The organism is Streptomyces sp. NPDC007896 (genome assembly GCF_042959425.1).
Lineage (GTDB): Bacteria > Actinomycetota > Actinomycetes > Streptomycetales > Streptomycetaceae > Streptomyces.
The window spans coordinates 16,217-35,661 of record NZ_JBIBKX010000037.1; the positions used below are offsets into that span (position 1 = coordinate 16,217).

Below are 19,445 nucleotides of genomic sequence, written 5' to 3' on the forward strand. Positions count from 1 at the left end.
TCTCCTGCTCACGCGGTCGGCAGCATCTCCATGGACGGCGCCAAGCCGCCTTGAGGGGCGCTCAGTGGCCGAAGAAGCGAGGGGACCGCCTTCCGACCCGCAGCCCCCGCTGAGATGTAACGCCCTGAACTGCCGTCGAGGTGTCGACGCTATCCACGTTGGCCATCGCCGGATGCCCGCCAACGACCCCGAGACACCCTGAGCTCACTACCCGACGACAGGTTCCAGGACGAACACCGGGAACTGCCGCGAGGTCTTCTTCTGCATCTCGGCGTATCTCGGAAAGACAGCGACCGCGCGCCGCCACCACTCGGCCCTTTCCTCGCCGGTGGCCTCATGGGCCGTCATGTCCTGCTGTACCGGGCCGTCCTGGAGTTCGACATGCGGATCGGCCTTGACGTTGAAGTACCACAGCGGATGCCTGGGGGATCCGCCCAGCGAGCCGACCACCGCATAACGCCCCTCGTGCTCGACGCGCATCACCGGCACCTTGCGGATCTTGCCGGTCTTGGCGCCCCGGGTGCTCATCACCACCACGGGCCACCCCGTGTCCCACAGTGTCGTCCCCCTTGTGCCGCCGGAGCTCTCGTACACCTCCACTTGCTCGCGCACCCACTGCGTCGTGCTGGGTCCATACTCGCCCTCAAGAGACATGGCATCCGTCCTCTCGTCGCAGGGAGGTCCTCGCATCGGCCACAACGCCGGTACAGGCACCAGACATTCCGGACATTGGATGGCCTCACAGGCGGACGTCCCGCCCTCGGTCGGGCCCAGCCTGTCGCCTGAGGCCATCGCCCCGAGAACCCACTGGAGCTCGTCGTCACCTCGGGCAAGAACCAGGGCAAGCGCCCCTCGGTCGCCGCGGCTTACCGCATCCTGGCCGAGGGCGAAACAGTCGAGCTCATTACCGGATTCTCTTCGGGGCTACGCGCCTTGCTCTGTGAGTGTGACCTTCCGTCCGGTGCGTGCCGCTTCCCGGATCCGCTCCAGCATCCGGTGTCGCCGGACGGCGTGCCGGAAGTCGGGAACGCCGTCCTCGTCCGGCGCAAGGCTCCCGGTGATCTGGTCGCGCAGAAGCGCGTACTCGTGGGCGACGTTGCAGGCGGGTTCGGCGGATCGCTCGGTCCATTGCGTCAGCGAGCGCTGATAGCGGGCGGGAACCGGAAGTTCGGTCAACGCGCCCTCTTCTCCTCGGGCGCCGTACAGCCGCAGCCGTCCCTGGAACCACAGAGCCTGGTCGGCCTTGACGACGAGATCGCCCTCCGTGCCGTTGATCTCCCAATGAAACGCGGTGGCGCGGGAGGTCCCACCGCGAAAGTGCATCGCGGCCATGGCCCCCGACTCCAGCACACCAGTGACGGCGATCTGGTCCTCCGCAGTCTTGGCCGCGACCGCCCCGCTCGTGACGTTCGTGACCTCCGGGCGCAGGTTCTCGATGAGAGCCGACACCTCGCGGAACTCCCCCAGCACCATGGCCAGCGCGTCGACCGAGTGCCCGAAGGGGATCGACAGCAGCGTGGCGCCGCTCGTTACGTCCAGAATGTACGCATAGTTGTCATCGTAAGTGGCGCCCCCGATCCAGCCCGACCCGAGCATGCTGGTCGACAGCACCCGCCCCACGTAGCCGTCGGCAACCAGGTCCCGCAGATACCGAAGCGGCGGAGCCGACCGGGCCTGCAGACCGACAGCCGTAAGCACACCCCTGCGATGCGCGAGGTCGGCCAGCTCCTCGGCCTGCGCGAGGTCGGCACCGAGCGGCCACTCGCTGAACACCACCTTCCCCGCTTCCAGCGCGGGCCGGATGAGCTCCAGGTGGTGCGGAACCTTCACCGTCACCACCACGAGATCGACTTCCTCACTGCGGGCCAGCTCCTCTGCGCTGTCGAAGGCCAGCGGCACCGCGTACTTCTCGCCGGCCGCACGCGCCGACTCGGCGCTGCCGGCGCTCAGCGCCCGCACCTCGTATCCGTCGAGCCCGGCCAGCGCCGGCACATGGGCGGTGGCCGCCCAACCGCCGCTCGCGCTCAGCCCTACGACACCGACACGAATCGGCTCCCGATGAGGGGAAGTGGACGTCATGTGCACCCCAGCGTTCGCGACCGCCTGCTCTCCCACCTCAAAACGGCCCATAGCCATGGAGGACACGGTCCAGGCGTCACGTTCAGCGACATGTCGATCGGTTCGCCGCTCGTCAACGGCACCTCAACTCGGCGAGTTCACTTCCCCGCACCCTGCCCTGCGGCTCGTCGTCGCCGCCGAACCGGCTGAGGACGCCCGAACCAATGACCGGCGCTACACCCCGCCGAAGTGCGGACGGCACGAGGCCGTTGTCATCCGGCAGGGGCATCCGTACACGCATCCGTACACCGTCGAGAGCGGCGAACCGGAGCCCAGCAAGACCGCGTCGAACACCACGCACCAGGCCCCTCCCCGAACGCGGAACCCGGGCCGCATAGCGTGGACTGACCCCGCGCAGCGCGGCGAAGGACGCCTCACTGTCCAACCGTTCCGGGTTGTCCCCCACCGTGATCAGCAAAGCGACGGCCGTGTCCGGACCGATCCCCACCACCTCGAGCAACTGCGGGGCATGACAATCCACGAGCCGGGCCAGACGAGCCTCCACATCCCGAATCTGCTCGGAGAGCTGACCGATCCGGTCAGCCAGCAGACCCAGAGTGATCCGAGTGGCCTCCAGCACCGACTCCTCGCCAACCTCCTCGCAACTGCTCACATCGGTGAACCGCGCACAGGTACGGAAGAGTTCCGCATTACCCAGTCCGGCCAGTTCTTCCCGCAAGGCGAGATCGGCAGTGACGAGGACGGCCTTGAGCTGATTGATGGCCTGCGTGCGGGCTTTGACGGCCGACGCCTTCGTGAGCTTGTACATTCTCGCGATCTGCACCGGCCCGTCGCCCGATTTGGCCCGGGTGTGGGCTCGCCCGCTCAATACGGCTCGCGCCGCGTTCTGGGCATCGAGCGGATCCGTTTTGCCGCGCCGACGGCGATCTGCCCGGTCCATCCGGTTCACGTCAAACACGCCTATGCCCTGGGCCAGCAGATAGCAGGACAGGGACGCCCCGTAGGAGCCGGTCCCCTCCACTTCGGCCCGCCTCACGGCTCCCGACTTCCTGGCCCACTTCAGCAGATCGCGGTATCCAGCCGCAGTGGCCGGGAACTAGTCAGTGGCAAGCACTGTCCCCATCAACGAGAGCACCGCAGCCACATGGGCATCCGGGTGCGTGTCCACTCCCAAAACCACCTCACCCACAGGGCGACGACGACGGGTCCGCGGAGAAGGCGGCGTACTGGACATGCCCGTTCCCCGTCCGGTCCTGCGGCGTGTTGCGTTGCCGGTACCGGGCCGCGTCAGGCGGTCAGAATCGTGAGGACGCCACAACGAACGGCAGGCCCCTATCGGGACACACCCCGCCGGCTCGGCACCGACAACACGCCATCCCCGGCCAACGGCCGACGCTGTGTGATTTAGACACTCTGGTCAAAGGTGTCATGAGTCAGACCTCGGACCCGGGACAGCACCCACCCATCCTCCCGCCCGTCACAGCATCCCCATCATTCGGGCCGATACGCAGTGGGTGGCCCAGCGGCAGCGCCGCCCGCTGCGGGCAATCGAGGCGTTCGCAGACGCCGCAGCAGGATCGAGGAGCGGACCTCGCCGCTGAGGAACGTTGAGGCACCCTGCCAGCACCTGCCCGGCGGGGGCCTCAGCGACCATCACGTGTCACGTTGCTGTCACCAACCCCGTCGACGCACCTGGACCACAAAGGCCCCACCTGCGTGAACGGCATCGATCTAGACCACGTGGACGCCAGGAGACGGTTTCGCCTACCTGTGCCATGTGGTACGCAGTGAGGGACCGAGGATCAGGACCGGGGCGTCTTCTGGCCCGTCAAAGCGGTATTGCAGGGTTTCCACGTTCGTCTCACTCACCCGCTTACGCTCCCACCACACTCTGTGCAGGAGCGGGGGCGGGGACACTCGCCAGACCTCCCCATGCATCCGCCGCCGGACGAAGATCCTCCACATCGGGTTTCACATACCAGCGCTTCGTGGTCTTGACATTGGTGTACCCGGGCCAGCAGGTGATCCGGCACCCCGTTGTTCGCGAGGTACGTGAAGCAACTCGCACGAGCGTCATAGGGACGCAGCCCCGTTGATCACGGCGCGGAGTCCTGCTTGCCGCTCGCCGCGGCGTATGCCTGGGCCGGGGTCATCGCCACCCCGTTGAGCTGAACGGTCTTGTACGGGCTGACCTTGGCGCACTTGGATTCGTCAGCGGTCTGGGCATGGGCGTTGGAGACGGCTGCGTGGGTGTCGGCGGGGGCGGCCGACGAGCCGCCCGAGTACGTTGTGCCGGAGGCCCAGTCGCTGCCGATGACCAGGGTCAGCCCGTTCGCGCTGCCCTCGGTGAGGTGCTTCGCGGGCAGCCCTAGGGCGGAGGCCACCGTCTGTGCCTCGGTCTTCTGGCCGGGGCCGTAGGTGAGTGTGGTGGTCGCCGCCTGTTCGGGCGCGTTGCTGGTGCTGGTGCCGGAGCTGAAGCCCTTGGCGATGAGGGCGGAGGCGACCACCGAGGCGCGCCCGCCGGTGGTGCTGCCGTTCTCCACCCGGACGGCGATCTGCGAGGCCGGCACCGTGGCCGTCGCGGAGGGCGCGGCGGACGCCGTCTTCTTGTCGCTGCCCGAGCTCAGGGACTGGTCGTTGGCGATGGAGGCGAACAGCGACTTCGCGCCGGAGCCGACGACGACGTGGTCAGCGTTGTTCGGGTCGGGCGCGGTCTGCATGGTGGTGAACGTCATCCGCTTGGACGGGACCTTGTCCAGGTCGGTCGCCAGACCGATGAGTTTGCCGACGCTGCCCAGGCCGGTGTCCACGGTCAGGGCCTTGGTGGCGGCGTCGGCCAGCGAGTAGACCTTGGTGGGGTTGGCCAGGGTGCCCGCACTCTTGAAGTTGCGGATCATCGCGCTGAGGAACAGATGCTGGGAGACGGTCCGGCCCAGATCGCTGCCGTCACCGAAGCCGTGCCGGGAGCGGACGAACTCCAGCGCCGCCTCACCCTTGAGGGTGTGGGGGCCCTTGGCGAGCTTGAGGTGCGAGTAGGTGTCGTAGACGTTGTCGCTGACGCACACCGACACCCCGCCCACCGCATCCGACATCTTCACCACGCCGGAGAAGTCGAGCATCACGAAGTGGTCGATGGGTATGCCGGTCAGCTGGTGCACGGTGGTGACCTGACAGGCCGGCCCGTACTGCAGGGCGCTGTTGATCTGCCCGTAGTAGCCGGGCGTCGACTGGCTGCTGTCCGGGTCCTTGCAGGCGGGCACATGCGTCATGGTGTCGCGCGGCACACTCATCACGGTGGCGTTGGAGCGGTCGGCGGACACGTGCACCACCATCTCCACGTCCGCGTTGTGCCCGGTCGTCGAACTGGCCGAGCCGCAGCCACCGCCCAGTTTGCAGTCGGCCGCGTTGTTCCGCCCGTCCGAACCGATCACCAGGATGTTGATCGGCGTACGGCCGAAGGCGTCTGCCTTCTCCTTGCCATTGGCGCCGTCATCGATCGACACGCTGTGGATGTTGCCGTTCAGGTGCTGCCACAGCCACGTCCCGGTGCCCGCGATGACCAGGATCAGCGCGGACACCGTGAACAGGGCTATGCGGCCGAGCCGCTTGCGCCGGGCCGCGGGTTTGGCCCGCCGTCCCGGCCTGCGGCTCTGAGACTGAGGCGCCTGTCGGGCCGCCGCCCGGCCGCCGTGCGGCGGCCTGGCAGGCCCGCCGTCGTCCGTCCTCCGCGGGCGGGGCGGAGCGGCGGAGCGGCCGCGCGTCGTCTGGCGCACCGAGCCACCGTCCCAGGAGTCGCCCATTCCCTCTCCCTACGCTCGTCGCCGACGTCAACCGCCGGCGCGGCGGCCCGATGGCACGGACCCCGGTCCCGCACGTAGGGGAGCACCCTCGGTCGGGATAATTGCGCAATATAGCAACTGTTACTGACGGCACCGGCGGCGGCACCCCTGGCCAGCCATAAGCCCCGTCGGAACGCAGGCACGGAAGCGAAGGGGGACTGGACGACATCCACAGCGCCCTCGGCCCGAGGAAGGATCTGATGGACGTCACAGATGCGTTGCGGAAGCGGCGGATGACAGCCGGGACAAGACACTGACCGCGGGCCGGAGCCAAGGAGGCACCAGCCGAACGGGCCGCACGCACGAAGTTCGGCTCCGACGCCACCTGGCGCAGCGACCGGAATCCTCCGAGGGGGACCATCAATCGAGACGATGACCGCTACTGGCCCCATCCGAGGAGCCGCTGATCTCAAGCGCTGGACACCAGCCCATGAGACCGCACCCCGCCTCACGACGCCTCGAACCTACCGCTGCGGCTTCCGCGCAAAGGGCGAGCCGCTGCGGCACGGCTTCGACGCGGTCGGCCGCCGACGAGCCGGCAGCAGGAGGCTCAGTGTGCCGTGTGGCCCTCCGTGGTCGGCCGAGCCGTCGCGGTCTCGCCGGGAGCGGACTGGATGACGCGGGGCGCCTCCGCGGCGGAGGAGGACGCATCCTCGGCCGGTGCGGCGGACTGGGCGGTGCCGTCCTCTTTCATGGCCTTGGCCTCACTCTTGAGGATGCGCATCGACTTGCCCAGCCCTCGGGCGGCCTCGGGGAGCTTCTTCGAGCCGAACAGCAGGATGATCACGATCGCCACGATCAGCAGGTGCCAGGGTTCCAGTCCGTTGCGGAGCATCTGACCCCACCCCTTCTCTTCGCCGGACAGTGGCGCACGCCGGAGCGGCGTACCATCTGCCATCATTGCCACATTGCGCAACTGTACAACCATTGGGTGAGGTCAGTCGTCCCCTCCGTATGAGTCGGACGGAAGAGGGCACGCCCATGACCGCCATGCGGGATGAGAACGCACCTTCCCGCCACCGGCGCCGGGCCGAGCCGCCCCGGCGCGGCGGATCTCGCGACGGCCACGCGGTACGAAACCGCAACCGCAGCCCGTGGACAACAGCGCTCCTCATGACGCCGGCCATCGTGGTGCTCGGCAGGGCTGGACTGGATCTACCTGAAGCTGAATGGCAACACATCAATACCTTCGGCGCGGACGGCCTCTCCGCTAGGCCGATTCGTTTGGATCACTCCGGCTGGCCGAGGTTGTCGTTGATGATGTCCGTGTGACCAACCGAATCAGCGCTCTGATCTCGGCCTTCGGCGGCGCTGGATCAGGCCGCGACAAACGGGACCCCTTCAGTGGCAGCGACGAGCCCAAGGTGACGGCCCAGCGGCGGCGAGAGCAGGGCGGCCACCCGGCCAGGCACGGGGGCGGCGGCGCCGAGTGGACTGCGGCGAGGGCCGAGGATGCCGAGCGCCTCGCCCGGAAGGCGAGAGCGGGTGAGGTTGGCACGGGCGGCGAGGGCGGCCTTGCCGCCCGTGGGGGCCACCCGGCGCGGTCGCCGGTGGGGGGCGGTGACCTCGTCAGCCCAGCGTTCGAAGTACAGGTGACGGTGGTGGCGAGCAGGCGCAGCAGGGAGCTGGCGGCGGTATCGAGCTGGGCCGGCGCGACGAACGCGTAGTGCTGGGCGGCCAGACGGGCGTGTTCATGCGGAGAGCTCGGTGAGATCGTCGCGCCGCGCGGTGTCCACCGACCCGTGGCCAAGCCCGCCGAGCTGCGGGACGCGGAGCAGTTCTGTAATGGTCAGCAGCCCCAGCGAAACCGCGCTCGCCGCGGCCGGGACCAGCGGGGAGGCGGTGAGCAGCCAGGTGGCCAAGCGCGGTGCTCGCGTCGCTCTGACAGCTGCCGGGTGCCCAGCAGGACGAGCTGGGGCAGCAGCGGCGGGAGGTAGGCGAGGACACCCGCCCAGGGCCCTTTTCGACGGTGCGGAGGTGGACGGCTCAGCGGTCGTCGCTGCCGGGCTCGGAGCCGAGCAGTTGCCGCGGCAGGTCGGCGTCCGTGTCCGACACGTGGTCGGCGAAGCGGGCGAACACGGCCTCACGGTCGGTGCGCTCCTCCACGGCGGTACGCATCCGGCGGTCGGCGAACCCGGGGCCGTCCGTGGCGAAGCGTCAGCCACTCTCGGCCCGCTGCAGCAAGGAAAGCGTCTCCGCCTCCCGGGCACCGTGGGGCAGCTTGGGGCCCGGCTCGGGCGTCTCGCCTTCCGTGGGCTGTGTCGTTCCCTCACTCATCGCTCACCGCCGCACAGAACTTCTCCGGCGGTGTGAAGGCTGCGGTGCTTCAAGTCCGCCATGCTCAGCACGCAAGGGGCGACGGCCGGACCGGCTCAGCCGCCGATCGGCCTGCCCGCCTTGGCCCAGTTGGCGTGCAGGTTGTCGAGGTACGACTGGGCCTGGCTGCCGGGGGTCACGCCGCGGGCGAAGGCGAGCATGTTGCCCGCGCCGGTGTTGTAGCCGAGGGCCAGCAGATCGTTCCTGCTGTAGGAAGCGGGCCACCGGGCGGGAAGTTGGGCGGCGAGGTCGTGCAGATACCAGGCTTCAGCCTCGACGGCGAGATCCCGGTCGTCGGGCAATTCCTCCCACTTCCGGTCCGCGAAGTCCCGGCCCTGCTTCACCTCGTCGAAGGCGGCACGGTGCATGTTCGCGATACCGAAGGCGGCGTCCGGCTTGTACTTCTGCCAGGCGCGCTCAAAGGCAGGGTCGTGCGGCTTGTACGCCTCGTTGTACAGGATCGCCATCACCAACTGGGCACTGACGCCGGCCTGCTGAGCCCTGGTGCGGACCTGGGTGGCGTAGTCAGCGGGGTCGTACGACGAGGCAGAACCGCTCGGCGCGGCGGAGGAACCGGCCGAGCGGGTGGGTGAGGCCGATGCCCTGGCCGGGGGCGGCGAGTCCGACTGCGGAGTGCGGGCGGCGCGGACGACGACGTAGAGAGCCACAGCGAGGACCACGACCACCAGCCATCGCCGCCGTGAGGTGGCAGCGGACATTTTTCGCCCCCCCTTCTCGCCCTCTTCGGGCCAGCCACTTGTACAGCACGCGCGTTAAGACACGTGTGAAGCGTCGCTGATGCTTCACAGGATTCAGTGCAGCAGGGCTACTGCCACCGTGCCGATGTCGCGCCCGCGGCAGCATGGGCCGCCGACGAGACGACGAGTCCTCCGGTTCGCAGGCGGCGCACCAGGACCGTGGTGACCGCCGGATGCCGACCGCCGCGGATGCCCGCCGGCAGGCACGCACAACACCGGTGAAGGGGATGGCTCGTAGGGCCGCGGGCTCCCGGAGAACGGTGGCGGAGAGGGCCTTGAGCAGAGTGAGGACGGCCAGGATTCCCGCACTGGTCACCGCAGCCCGCACCGTGAGCGGCACGGCCAGGCAAGCCGCCGCCGCTCCAGCACAGCCACCGGCAACTCGACTCACCCAACTGGGACAGTCCGCAGCCTCCATCGGACCCGGCGGTTCAATCTGCTTCGGGTGCCTGGGCGTCACGGCCAATGGCCTGAGTACCTGAACACGATGTGTTCAACGAACAGTCCTGCATGGTCGTTGACGTGCGAGAGGCCACTGATCGGGGAGATGGTGTCACGTAGGTTGTCGATCAGACCGGCCACGACCGTCCCATGGTTGTCGAACGGGTACTGGTAGATGTCCCATACAGGTGTCTCCGCCCTTCGGCGGTTCGTCATGAAGATCCATGCCCAGAAGCTAGGATTTCCCAGGGATCAGCCAAGGAGCAGCACGTCATCTTGGAGGCTCGCTTTTACAGGACGCGTCCCAGGCGGCGGCAACCACGGCCTCGCCCACAGCACTACCCGCAGGTGACCGCAGAAGCGGGGAAGCCAAGAGGATGTCCACATGACCGGCGCGAACAGCTTCTCCGTCTCCGGCTACGGCCCCCAGCGCGCGGGCTGGACGCGGCTGTTCAACCGTGACTCGCCGGCTCGCCGGCTGGACTGGCCGATCCTGCTGTCGGCCACCGCGCTGTCGCTGCTCGGCTCGCTCCTGGTCTACTCCGCGACCCGCAATCGCATCCAGATCAATCATGGCGACCCGTACTACTTCCTCGTCCGCCACCTGATGAACACCGGCATCGGGCTCGCCCTGATGATCGGCACGGTCTGGCTCGGCCACCGCGTCCTGCGCAACGCGGTACCGATGCTTTACGGCCTCTCGCTGTTCGGCGCGCTGCTGGTGCTCACTCCGCTCGGCGCCACCATCAACGGCAACCGCAACTGGATCGTCATCGGCGGCGGCTTCTCGATCCAGCCGTCCGAGTTCCTGAAGGTCACGATCATCCTGGGCATGGCGATGCTGCTCGCGGCCGGGGTCGACGCGGGTGACAAGCAGTACCCGGACAGCCGTACCGTCGCCCATTCCCTGGGCCTGGCAGCCGTGCCGATCATGGTCGTCCTGATGATGCCCGACCTCGGCTCGACCATGGTCATGACGGTCACGATCCTGGGCGTGCTGCTCGCGTCGGGCGCCTCCAACCGCTGGGTCTTCGGCCTGCTCGCCGTCGGCGTCCTCGGTGCCATCTCCGTGTGGCGGCTGCACATCCTGGACCAGTACCAGATCAATCGCTTCGCGGCCTTCGCCGACCCGAGCCTCGACCCGGCGGGCGTGGGTTACAACACCAACCAGGCCCGCATCGCCATCGGTTCGGGCGGCCTGACCGGCGCGGGCCTCTTCCACGGCGCGCAGACCACCGGCCAGTTCGTGCCGGAACAGCAGACTGACTTCGTCTTCACCGTCGCGGGCGAGGAGCTGGGATTCATCGGTGCCAGCCTTGTCATCTTCTTGATCGGCGTGATGCTGTGGCGTGCCTGCCGGATCGCCCGCGAAACGACCGAGCTGTACAGCACGATCGTCGCCGCCGGGATCGTCGCCTGGTTCGCCTTCCAGTCCTTCGAGAACATCGGCATGACCCTCGGCATCATGCCTGTCGCGGGCATTCCCCTGCCGTTCGTCTCCTACGGCGGCTCGTCGATGTTCGCGGTGTGGGTGGCAATAGGGCTGTTGCAGTCGATCCGGGTACAGCGGCCCGTGTCGGCGTAGAAGGTTGGCGCTGGAAGGCTGAGACCGCGCCGGAAAGGGGAACTCCCCCAGAGAGCTGGGCCGACCGATGCCGCCGAGGCGGCGTTCTGGTACTACCGGCCCAGGACGGCGCCTCGGCCTCCCCGCTTCACGCCCACGACGTCATCCTCACCTGCCCCAGGACGACTACATCGACGTGGCGGCCATCCTCGACCGGTACTTCCTGACCGCCGATCGCCTCACGGAACCGCGACTGCTCACGCTGTTCCGCGAAGCCGTCACCGGAGCCAACCGCTTCTCCAGGGAACTGGCGGGGGACCATGCACAGCGCCTACATCGCCCACGTGCCGCCTGGTGGCCTTACGGCTGCTCCTAGCCGTAAAGCCAGTACGGAGGTCTTCGCGTCTCACGACGGGGTCCAATGGGTGGTGCGGTTGCGCTCATGACGTGCCCGGGCCAAAGCGAGCCCGGCGGCATAGAGCGCCAGGACGACGGCGAGGAGCAGGTAGTACTCGAACGGCAGCGTGCTCAGGCCGAGCACCGGCCCGAGCGGTGAGGGCGGCAACACGATGCCGATGACGGCCAGTGTGGCCGCGGACCAGCTGACCGGGCCGAGCGCGCGGCCCTCGACGAGTCGGCGTCCGCTGCGCAGGAGGACCATCACCAGGGCCTGGGTGATCAGGTTCTCGGTGAACCAGCCGGAATGGAAGGCGGCTTCGTCGTTCCCGGTGCCCGGGCCGTGCAGGGTCAGGGCGAGGACGGCGAAGGTGGCCAGGTCGGCAACGGCGTTGAGGACGCCGAATCCGGTGATGAACCGCAGGACATCGCGCGGGCTCAGGACCGTCGGGCGACGCAGCACCGATGGGTCAGGACGGTCGAATGCGAAGGCGAGCTGGGCCGTGTCGAAACACAGGTTCTGCACGAGCACCTGAGCCGGGAGCATCGGCAGGAAAGGCAGCAGCAGACCCGCGGCGAGCATCGCGATGATGTTGCCGACGTTCGATGACAAGGTGATACGCAGGTACGTGGCGATGTTGCCGCCTGCATACCGGCCCGCGCTGATGGCGTGGTCTATCGCGGTGAGGTCCTTCTCGGCGAGTACCACGTCGGCGCCCTCCCGGGCGACGTCCGCGGCACCCTGCGGCGCGATGCCGACCTCGGCGGCGCGTAGCGCCGGCAGGTCGTTGACCCCGTCCCCCAGGAAGCCCACGGTGTGACCGCCGGCTCCCAGCGCGGCGGTGATCCGCGCTTTGTGCTCGGGGGTGCAGCGGGCGAAGACCGTCGTACGGCGGGCGAGTTCGGTGAGTTCGGTGTCGGTCAGGCTGTCGATGCGGTCGGCGCACCGGACGGCCTCCGGGCCCAGGGGGATGTTCAGGTCGCGGCAGGCGCGGGCGGCGGTCCCGGGGTGGTCACCCGTGAGGATCTTGACGGTGACACCCCGATCGGCGAAGCCCTTCAGGGCTTCGGCGGCGGTGGGTGCCAGGGCGTCTTGCAGGGTGACGAAGCCGCGGAAGGTCAGGCCGCCTTCGTCGGCGGGAGTGTAGTCCCGCATGCGGGCCGGGCGTTCCGCGGTGGCGACCGCCAGGACCCGCAGTCCGTCTTCCGCCTCGCGGGACGCCGGCGCCGTCAGCCGTTTGCGCTCGTCCTCTTCCAGGGTGCAGCGCTCCAGGACGGCTTCGACGGCTCCCTTGACGACGAGCGTGTGCGTGCCGAGGCGGCCGGGGGTACGGACAACGGCGGTGGACAGGCGGCGCGCCGGGTCGAAGGGCAGAGCCGCCACCCCGTCGTACGACAGGAGCTCGTCCTCGGCGACCGCGTCCAGGAGCGCCTCGTCGAGCGCGTCCGGCTCGGGCAGGTCGGCGAGTTGCAGGGTCCACCAGGCGTTGACCGCCGCCCAGTGCAATACGTCGGGGTCATCGCGCCCGTCCGTGTCCAGGGAACGGTCGACGACCGGCCGGTCCTGGGTGAGGGTGCCGGTCTTGTCCAGGCACAGCACATCCACGGCGCCCAGATCGTGCAGCGCCGGGAGCCGCTTGACGATCACTCCGTGCGTGCGGGCCAGCAGCGACGCGCCACGGGCCAGACAGGTGGTGACGACAACCGGCAGCATCTCCGGAGTCAGCCCGACCGCCACCGCGACGGCGAACGGCAGCGTCTCCAGGCCGCGGTCGCGCAGGGCGGCGTTGGCCATCAGCACCAGCGGTGGAGTCAGCAGCATGAAGCGGATCAGGATCCACGAGATGCCGTGCACCGACCGGTCGAAGGCGCTCGCCTCGCGCTGCCCGGCCGTACGTCCATGGGCGGCCGCGAGTTGCGTGTCCGCTCCGGTCGCGACGACGACCGCGGTGGCGCTGCCGGAGGAGACGCTGCTGCCCTGGAAGCACAGCTGCGACTGCTCGAACATCCCGGTGCCGTCCGGGTGGGGGATGTCCGCGGCACTCTTCACGACGGGCGCCGATTCGCCCGTCAGCGCCGCCTGATGGATGGTCAGTCCGTCGGCGCGCAGCAGTCGTACGTCTGCCGGGACCAGATCGCCCGGGCCGAGCTTGATGATGTCGCCGGGGACCAGCTCATCGACGGGAATCTCCCGGGCCGATGGAGCCGCATCCTCGTCGGCCCGCCGCAGCACGGTGGATGTGCTGGCGACCATCTCGCGCAGCCCGGCCATGGACCGGTCGGCCCGGCGCTCTCCGGAGGCTCGCAGCGCGCTGCTGACCACGACCAGCAGCAGGATCACACAGGCAGTGGACCAAGCGAAGACGGCGGCGGACACGAGACCGAGGCAGAGCAGCACCGCGGTGAACGGATCGCGCAGGCTGCGCACGGCGAGCCGTGGCCAGGAGGCGTCCTGCCGTGCCGGGAGCAGGTTCTCCCCGGAGCGGACCAGGCGGACCGCGGCCTCGTCGTCCGTCAGCCCGCGCGGCCCTGTGTCCAGCTGCCGCAGGACCTGCAGTGCCGTCGCCATGCCGAACGAAGAGTCGGCCGTCTCGCCTGCATGCGCCATCCCAGGTGCCGACGCGGTCCCGGACAGCGGCGCTTGGGCGCCCTGTCGCGAGGCCGAGGCGATCCTAGGCACCGGTCCCGTGCAGCCGACGCGCCGACGCCTCTTGGGCTCGCGCGGCCAACTGCCCGACCATCACCCGGACGACGGTCACCACGTGCGGGTCGTCGACGTAATAGATCTGCCGCCGGCCTTCACGGCGAGCACGCACGAGGCCGGCGAGTTTCAGCTTCGACAGGTGCTGGCTGACGGCGGGCAGGGCGCCGCCCACCCGGTTGGCCAGGTGAGTGACGTCGCACTCGCCCTCGGACAGGGCCCACATGATGTGCAGCCGGGCCGTCGAGGCGAGCAGTCCGAAGGCGGCCGCCGCCTCCCCCAGCACCTCGGCCGAGGGGTCCTGAACGCCACCGCCGAACTTCGCCACAGTCCTCTCCCGCCCACGTCACGCCCAACGCACATCCGCGCACCCAGTGTAGGCGCCGACGCGTCGGCATCCGCTCGCGCCGGGACACCCGGCCGTCCTCAACGGGGACGACCTCGCGCCGTCGGGCGTCTGCGGCTAATCCTCGTAGTAGTTGTTGACGACCACTTCGGGCTCGTCGTCGTCGAACGCCTCGTTGAGCAGCGCGCCGCCGACCAGTCCGGCCGCACCGGCACCGATGAGCGCGCCCGCACCGAAGCGGCGGCCGCCGCCCTGCTGCTGACCATGATCGTGGTGATCGCCGTACTGCTGCGGGTAGCCCTGCTGCGGGTAGCCCTGGGGCGCCGTCTGCGGGTAGCCCTGCTGGGGCGGGGTGTAGAACGGTGGCGCGGTGGTCTGCACGCGCTGCGCGCAGCCGCCGCACGCCTGCACCGGCCGGGACACACCCCACTGCGGGAACCACGTCACCGTCGTCATACCGGGGCCGTGGTGGGGATCGAAGAAGCACGTCACGGAGGAACTCCCTGTCGGTTGTGGTGGCGCAGCGGCCGTCGGCGTCATGGGGGAGACAACGGTCGGGGTCGGCGTGACGACGGGCGGCGGCGGTGCGTACGTGCTGGTAGCCGCACCAGCAGACGCAGGAGCCGAGGTCTCGCGCAGGACGTCCACACCGTAGTCGGTGGCGATGCCCGCGAGCCCTGAGGCATACCCCTGGCCAACGGCACGGAATTTCCACTCCGCGCCGTGGCGGTACAGCTCACCGAAGACCAGCGCCGTCTCGGACGACAGTCCTCCGGCCGTGAGGTCGTAGCGGGTCAGCTCAGTGCTGGTGTCCCGGTCCAGGACACGGATGTGGGCGCGATGCACCTGCCCGAAGTTCTGGCCACGGGCCGCACCCTCGTACAGGGACACCGGAAAGACGATCTTCGCGACCTCGGCCGGCACCCGGGCGAGGTCGACCTGGATCTGCTGCTCGTCCCCGCCGCCTGGAGCACCGCTGCCGGAGTGTCGGACCGAACCGTCCGGGCTGCTGAGGTTGTTGAAGAAGACGAAGTGCTCGTCGGACAGCACCTTGCCGGACTGGTCGCACAGCAGGGCGCTCCCGTCCAGCTCGTAGCCGGTGCCCGCCTGCCAGCCCAGCCCGACCGTGACCGCAGTCAGGCCGGGGGCCATCTTGCTCAGCGACACATTGCCGCCCTTGGTCAGGAACACACTCATTCTCATTGGACTCCTCCGCAGCCGCTTCGGCTGCTCGTACTCATCATGATCGACGCCAACTCATCCCTTCCGGTTCCATGATTGCGCAACCGAGCAACACATCATCGTCGGCCGGGCGTGTCCGTCACCCTCCCGACCCGCCCCCCACTGGAGGACAACGACGTGGGCATCATCGGCTGGATCGTCCTCGGGCTGCCGGCCGGAGCCATCACCAAGATCCTGCTTCCGGGCCGTGCCCCAGGCGGTCTGATCGGTACCACCCCCATCGGTATCGCGGGCGCATGGGGCGAGGCGATCGGCGGCTCACTCGTCCTGCTCATCGGCTACCGCACCCTGTTCGGCAACTCGAAGACGAGCCGGAGGACTTACACGACATCGGGGCCCTCGTCCCCCTTCTCCTCGTCCGGCCGTTGACCGCCTGACCATCGCCACCCGGCCGAACACCGCCTCCATCCGCAAGCCACCCGCTGTAGAGAGGTAGCCCGACACCCAGGGCGCCGGAGTGCAAGGCGCGGAACCACACCAGATGATTGCTATATTGCGCAAGCATAGAACTTTGGGGCAGGGCGAACAGTCCTCTCCGTACGACTTCCGTACGCACTCCGGCGGACGAAGGGCACGCGTATGCCGACCAGCCATCAAGCGCCGACGCATCGCGACCGAAGCCAGCGCTTCACAGCTCCCCCGTCTTCGCGCCACCGGACCTCCCGCGGCGATGTGCACCGGCGCAAGCGCAGGCAGCGCAGGCGGATCCGGATGCTCGTGGCCACTGGCGCGTCACTGCTCGTGCTGCTCACGGCCGGGATGGGCCGCCTCTGGCTGACGCTGACCGGCACCATCGACACGTTCGACGCGAACGGCGTGTCCGACAACCGACCCAACGCCGGACTCAAGGGCGACAACGTCCTGGTCATCGGCTCCGACGGGCGCGTCAACGGCAACAGCACACTAGGGGGCGGCAACCAGCACGACGCGGGCCGCTCCGACACCGCGTTCCTGCTGCACGTCTACGGCGACCACCAGCACGCCGTCGCGGTATCGATCCCACGCGACACGCTGGTCACGATCCCACCGTGCCGACTGCCGGACGGTTCATGGACCCAGGTTCAGAGCAACACCATGTTCAACGCGGCCTATTCGGTCGGGCAGACCACCAAGGGCAACCCAGCCTGCACCCAGAACACCGTCGAGCAGCTGACCGGGCTGCGTGTGGACCACACGGTCGTCGTCGACTTCAAGGGGTTCGCCAGGCTGACCGAGGCGGTCGGCGGGGTGACGGTGTGTGTACCGCAGGACGTCTATCAGAAAGATCTCAGTCCGAACCGCACCACCCGCGGCCAACTTCTCTTCCACAAGGGCGAACAGACCCTCTCGGGGCAGAAGGCGCTCGACTACGTGCGGATCCGGCATGGCATCGGTGACGGCTCCGACATCGGGCGGATCAAGCGTCAGCAGGCGTTCGTGGCCAGCCTGATCAAGAAGATGAAGGGCGATGGGCTCACGCCGACCAAGCTTCTGCCCCTCGCTGATGCCGCCACCAAATCGATGACCGTCGATCCCGGCTTGGGGACGGCGAACAGGCTGGTCTCCTTCGCTATGGCACTGAAGGCAATCGACCTGCACAACACCAAGTTCGTCACCCTCCCCTGGCGCTACCAGGGTTCCCGCGTCGCCGTCGTCCAGCCGGACGCCAACGAGCTGTGGGCCGCGCTGAAGGCCGACCGCACTGTCGACGGCGCCAACACTGGCCGTCCGAAGACAACGACATCACGGACGGTTGCCGTTTCTCCGTCACCGAGCGCCGGCGAGATCGCCTCAGGTGGCGGGATCACCGTGGCGGTCTACAACGGCACCAGAAAGAGCGGACTGGCCTCCCGGGCGGCCCGTTCCCTGACCCGCCACGGCTTCACGGTCACCAGGACCGGCAACGCCGGCAACCAGAACCACGCCGCCACGTTCGTCCAGTACGGCGCGACCCTCAAGTCCCAAGCTCAGAAGGTCTCCCAGCTCTTCCCTGGCGCCCAGCTCCGGCAAGTCACCGGGCCGGGCATCAACGTGGTCCTGGGGCAGAGCTACGCCGCGTCCACCATGTCCGTCTCACGCGCACCCGCCTCGTCGGCCGCCAACGCCCGCTCCGCCGACGACGACCTCTGCTCCAACCTCTCCTACGGATAGCCAATAGTTACGAGCAGTGCGGCTGGGACCTCACGCGGAGGACACCGGCGGGGCGGAAGCCGTCACGGCCAGCCGCTCTCTGCCCGAGCCGTCGAACTCCGCCCCAGACCGAGCCAACGGCGACGACGATGTGACCTGACAGCGAGCGCCCTGGGCAAAGCGGGCCATGCCCTACCTACGCGTGCCACACCCCGGGCAGAAGGCCGCGCCGTCCGGCACCACAGCGGAACACGCAGAGCACTGAACCGACTGGGCCAGCTGATAGCCACACCCGGAGCAGAAGCCGGCGCCATGGGTCTCGGTACGGCAGTGCGGACAGACCAGCTGACGGGGCGTGGTGGGGTCATAGCCCTGACCGGCCTGCTGCCCCGCGGCGTACGCCCGTTGCGAGGCCATGTCGTTGAGTCCACGCTGCTGAGCCGCCATGACCTCGGCCGCGGTGTCCGGGGCGCAGCGCAGGCACAGACCCTGGGCGGCGTTCCAGCAGCGGCCACACACGTAGTCGGTGCAGCGTGCGCACCGGTTGAAGTGCCCCTGCGCATTGCCGATCGCTCGCTCGAAGGCGTGGTCGCGGGCCCTTCCCCAACCGGCGCCCGCGAGACCGTCGGCCGCGGACGTGAGCCCGCTGCCGGTACGGCCCAGCAGCCCCCAGGCCATGTCGACGCCCTTGCCGAGCCAGGTGGCCGCCCGCTCGCCGGTGTAAGGCTCGAATGGCGAACGCCAGGTGTCATAGCAGCGCGAGCACGAGAACTCGAACTGGAAACCCGCCCCGGTGCCGTTGCGCTCGCACAAGTCACGGTAGTTGTTGCTGAAGTAGATCTCGCCGCTCACGTGGTCCCCCCACAGGTCAGGCCGCCGTCACACACTGCCGTACGACGCCGGGGAAGCGGTACCGGTTCTCGCCACCGCCCAGACGTTCCGCTTCCATGGCCGGGCCTCGCCCGCCTTACGTCTCCGTGTCCGGATCCGCGCGCTCGTACGCGGGTCCGCGGGTCCGCGGGAGGAATACATCATTAGTTGCGCAATAATGGAACCATGACGGAGTCAAGGGGGAGGGCCGGGACCGTGGGCGACACGACCACTGCGGAGCGCGTACTCGAAGAACTGGCGAAGGGCTACCCAACGCCGCCCGAGAACCAGATCCGGACCGCCTACCAGTCCGTAGACGTGCACGACGGGGCCGGATGGCCATGGCCAGGCACCATCGTCGGCTGGTGGACCAGCCCTGACGGCGTCACCGCGTGCCAAGTGCGACTGTCGGGCGCCTCAGCCCCACGATGGGCGGTCTACGATCCGGACCGGATCATCCTGCTGGTTCAGAGCGGCACGTAGGAATCGTCTGGCTGAGCGGGGCGGAATGCGCAGACAATTCCATCCAGGCCGTGCCGTCTCGCAACCCCCTCTGCCGGCTCCTTCTTCGCCTTGGCGACCGACATCGCACACGATCCGCGATGCGAGCATGGCGATCTGCGCGCTCGTCGCTGCTGCCGACGGGAAGATCGATCCGTCCGAGCGGCAGCACGTCGCGCAGCCGATCTTCACCAACGAGGTGCTGCAGAACTTCCCCGCCGCGGACCTCTAGGTCCTGTCGTCAACCTCTACAACACTCCGTACTCGGCTACGAGGGACGCCA

Annotated in this window: 16 protein-coding genes and 3 pseudogenes; 6 read left to right on the forward strand and 13 right to left on the reverse strand. The window is 68.7% G+C overall.

All coding sequences use genetic code 11. The features are described 5' to 3' along the window. Positions 1 to 207: 207 nt before the first annotated feature. The 6 genes and pseudogenes from ACFZDJ_RS53680 to tatA form a co-directional block, all read right to left on the reverse strand. Positions 208 to 654, reverse strand: a complete 447-nt coding sequence (locus ACFZDJ_RS53680; protein ID WP_390942116.1) for a nitroreductase/quinone reductase family protein — start codon at positions 652 to 654, stop codon at positions 208 to 210. A 270-nt stretch (positions 655 to 924) separates the two neighbouring features. Further along, positions 925 to 2,079 (reverse strand): Gfo/Idh/MocA family oxidoreductase, encoded by a 1,155-nt coding sequence (locus tag ACFZDJ_RS53685; RefSeq protein ID WP_391070519.1) that lies wholly within the window; start codon positions 2,077 to 2,079, stop codon positions 925 to 927. A gap of 112 nt (positions 2,080 to 2,191) precedes the next feature. Continuing rightward, positions 2,192 to 2,731: a transposase gene (locus tag ACFZDJ_RS53690; protein ID WP_391070546.1), complete on the reverse strand. Its 540-nt coding sequence runs from the start codon at positions 2,729 to 2,731 to the stop codon at positions 2,192 to 2,194. A gap of 93 nt (positions 2,732 to 2,824) precedes the next feature. After that, positions 2,825 to 3,163, reverse strand: a pseudogene (locus tag ACFZDJ_RS53695) (transposase); the annotation flags it as partial. Between the two features lie 1,012 nt (positions 3,164 to 4,175). Then, the gene (locus ACFZDJ_RS53700) at positions 4,176 to 5,879 is read right to left on the reverse strand and encodes an LCP family protein (protein WP_391070521.1); all 1,704 of its coding nucleotides are present in this window, start codon (positions 5,877 to 5,879) and stop codon (positions 4,176 to 4,178) included. A gap of 589 nt (positions 5,880 to 6,468) precedes the next feature. Then, positions 6,469 to 6,753, reverse strand: coding sequence for a Sec-independent protein translocase subunit TatA (gene tatA / locus ACFZDJ_RS53705; protein ID WP_384910658.1), 285 nt, complete (start codon positions 6,751 to 6,753; stop codon positions 6,469 to 6,471). Positions 6,754 to 7,186: 433 nt separating this feature from the next. Between tatA and ACFZDJ_RS53710 the strand changes: the two genes are divergently transcribed. Then, positions 7,187 to 7,585 carry a hypothetical protein gene (locus tag ACFZDJ_RS53710; RefSeq protein WP_391070524.1) on the forward strand — a complete coding sequence of 133 codons (399 nt, stop codon included), beginning with the start codon at positions 7,187 to 7,189 and terminating at the stop codon, positions 7,583 to 7,585. Positions 7,586 to 7,609: 24 nt separating this feature from the next. Here ACFZDJ_RS53710 and ACFZDJ_RS53715 read toward each other — a convergent pair whose 3' ends face one another. The 3 genes from ACFZDJ_RS53715 to ACFZDJ_RS53725 all read right to left on the reverse strand — a co-directional run bounded on the left by ACFZDJ_RS53715 (position 7,610) and on the right by ACFZDJ_RS53725 (position 8,953). Beyond that, positions 7,610 to 7,780, reverse strand: coding sequence for a hypothetical protein (locus tag ACFZDJ_RS53715; RefSeq protein WP_391070526.1), 171 nt, complete (start codon positions 7,778 to 7,780; stop codon positions 7,610 to 7,612). Between the two features lie 124 nt (positions 7,781 to 7,904). Next, complete coding sequence (locus ACFZDJ_RS53720) at positions 7,905 to 8,036, reverse strand: hypothetical protein (protein WP_391070528.1); 132 nt, start codon at positions 8,034 to 8,036, stop codon at positions 7,905 to 7,907. A gap of 254 nt (positions 8,037 to 8,290) precedes the next feature. Continuing rightward, positions 8,291 to 8,953: a lytic transglycosylase domain-containing protein gene (locus ACFZDJ_RS53725; protein ID WP_390941893.1), complete on the reverse strand. Its 663-nt coding sequence runs from the start codon at positions 8,951 to 8,953 to the stop codon at positions 8,291 to 8,293. A gap of 865 nt (positions 8,954 to 9,818) precedes the next feature. Between ACFZDJ_RS53725 and rodA the strand changes: the two genes are divergently transcribed. Beyond that, positions 9,819 to 11,018, forward strand: coding sequence for a rod shape-determining protein RodA (gene rodA, locus ACFZDJ_RS53730; RefSeq protein WP_390941891.1), 1,200 nt, complete (start codon positions 9,819 to 9,821; stop codon positions 11,016 to 11,018). A gap of 385 nt (positions 11,019 to 11,403) precedes the next feature. Here the strand turns inward: rodA and mgtA are convergent, their stop codons facing one another. The 3 genes from mgtA to ACFZDJ_RS53745 form a co-directional block, all read right to left on the reverse strand. Then, positions 11,404 to 14,001, reverse strand: coding sequence for a magnesium-translocating P-type ATPase (mgtA, locus tag ACFZDJ_RS53735; RefSeq protein ID WP_391070530.1), 2,598 nt, complete (start codon positions 13,999 to 14,001; stop codon positions 11,404 to 11,406). 64 nt (positions 14,002 to 14,065) lie between these two features. Then, positions 14,066 to 14,422: an ArsR/SmtB family transcription factor gene (locus ACFZDJ_RS53740; protein WP_384910674.1), complete on the reverse strand. Its 357-nt coding sequence runs from the start codon at positions 14,420 to 14,422 to the stop codon at positions 14,066 to 14,068. 135 nt (positions 14,423 to 14,557) lie between these two features. Continuing rightward, complete coding sequence (locus ACFZDJ_RS53745) at positions 14,558 to 15,637, reverse strand: TerD family protein (protein WP_391070532.1); 1,080 nt, start codon at positions 15,635 to 15,637, stop codon at positions 14,558 to 14,560. A 162-nt stretch (positions 15,638 to 15,799) separates the two neighbouring features. Between ACFZDJ_RS53745 and ACFZDJ_RS53750 the strand changes: the two are divergent. Together ACFZDJ_RS53750 and ACFZDJ_RS53755 are read left to right on the forward strand one after the other, a co-directional pair. Continuing rightward, positions 15,800 to 15,988: pseudogene (locus ACFZDJ_RS53750) on the forward strand (GlsB/YeaQ/YmgE family stress response membrane protein); the annotation flags it as partial. A 405-nt stretch (positions 15,989 to 16,393) separates the two neighbouring features. Then, complete coding sequence (locus tag ACFZDJ_RS53755; protein ID WP_390941883.1) at positions 16,394 to 17,812, forward strand: LCP family protein; 1,419 nt, start codon at positions 16,394 to 16,396, stop codon at positions 17,810 to 17,812. Positions 17,813 to 17,983: 171 nt separating this feature from the next. Here ACFZDJ_RS53755 and ACFZDJ_RS53760 read toward each other — a convergent pair whose 3' ends face one another. Next, complete coding sequence (locus tag ACFZDJ_RS53760; protein ID WP_391070534.1) at positions 17,984 to 18,643, reverse strand: zinc ribbon domain-containing protein; 660 nt, start codon at positions 18,641 to 18,643, stop codon at positions 17,984 to 17,986. A 204-nt stretch (positions 18,644 to 18,847) separates the two neighbouring features. On the opposite strand from ACFZDJ_RS53760, the gene ACFZDJ_RS53765 reads away from it, so the two are divergent. Then, positions 18,848 to 19,144: a hypothetical protein gene (locus ACFZDJ_RS53765; RefSeq protein WP_391070536.1), complete on the forward strand. Its 297-nt coding sequence runs from the start codon at positions 18,848 to 18,850 to the stop codon at positions 19,142 to 19,144. 103 nt (positions 19,145 to 19,247) lie between these two features. After that, positions 19,248 to 19,391, forward strand: a pseudogene (locus tag ACFZDJ_RS53770) (TerB family tellurite resistance protein); the annotation flags it as partial. Between the last annotated feature and the right edge of the window lie 54 nt (positions 19,392 to 19,445).

Excerpts from the sequence above, each read along its gene's own strand:
- ACFZDJ_RS53745 (WP_391070532.1), bottom strand. The coding sequence starts at position 15,637 with ATGAGTGTGTTCCTGACCAAGGGCGGCAATGTGTCGCTGAGCAAGATG.
- ACFZDJ_RS53680 (WP_390942116.1), bottom strand. The coding sequence starts at position 654 with ATGTCTCTTGAGGGCGAGTATGGACCCAGCACGACGCAGTGGGTGCGC.
- mgtA (WP_391070530.1), bottom strand. The coding sequence starts at position 14,001 with ATGGCGCATGCAGGCGAGACGGCCGACTCTTCGTTCGGCATGGCGACG.
- ACFZDJ_RS53765 (WP_391070536.1), top strand. The coding sequence starts at position 18,848 with ATGACGGAGTCAAGGGGGAGGGCCGGGACCGTGGGCGACACGACCACT.
- ACFZDJ_RS53685 (WP_391070519.1), bottom strand. The coding sequence starts at position 2,079 with ATGACGTCCACTTCCCCTCATCGGGAGCCGATTCGTGTCGGTGTCGTA.
- ACFZDJ_RS53755 (WP_390941883.1), top strand. The coding sequence starts at position 16,394 with ATGCTCGTGGCCACTGGCGCGTCACTGCTCGTGCTGCTCACGGCCGGG.
- ACFZDJ_RS53700 (WP_391070521.1), bottom strand. The coding sequence starts at position 5,879 with ATGGGCGACTCCTGGGACGGTGGCTCGGTGCGCCAGACGACGCGCGGC.
- ACFZDJ_RS53720 (WP_391070528.1), bottom strand. The coding sequence starts at position 8,036 with ATGCGTACCGCCGTGGAGGAGCGCACCGACCGTGAGGCCGTGTTCGCC.
- tatA (WP_384910658.1), bottom strand. The coding sequence starts at position 6,753 with ATGCTCCGCAACGGACTGGAACCCTGGCACCTGCTGATCGTGGCGATC.
- rodA (WP_390941891.1), top strand. The coding sequence starts at position 9,819 with ATGACCGGCGCGAACAGCTTCTCCGTCTCCGGCTACGGCCCCCAGCGC.
- ACFZDJ_RS53725 (WP_390941893.1), bottom strand. The coding sequence starts at position 8,953 with ATGTCCGCTGCCACCTCACGGCGGCGATGGCTGGTGGTCGTGGTCCTC.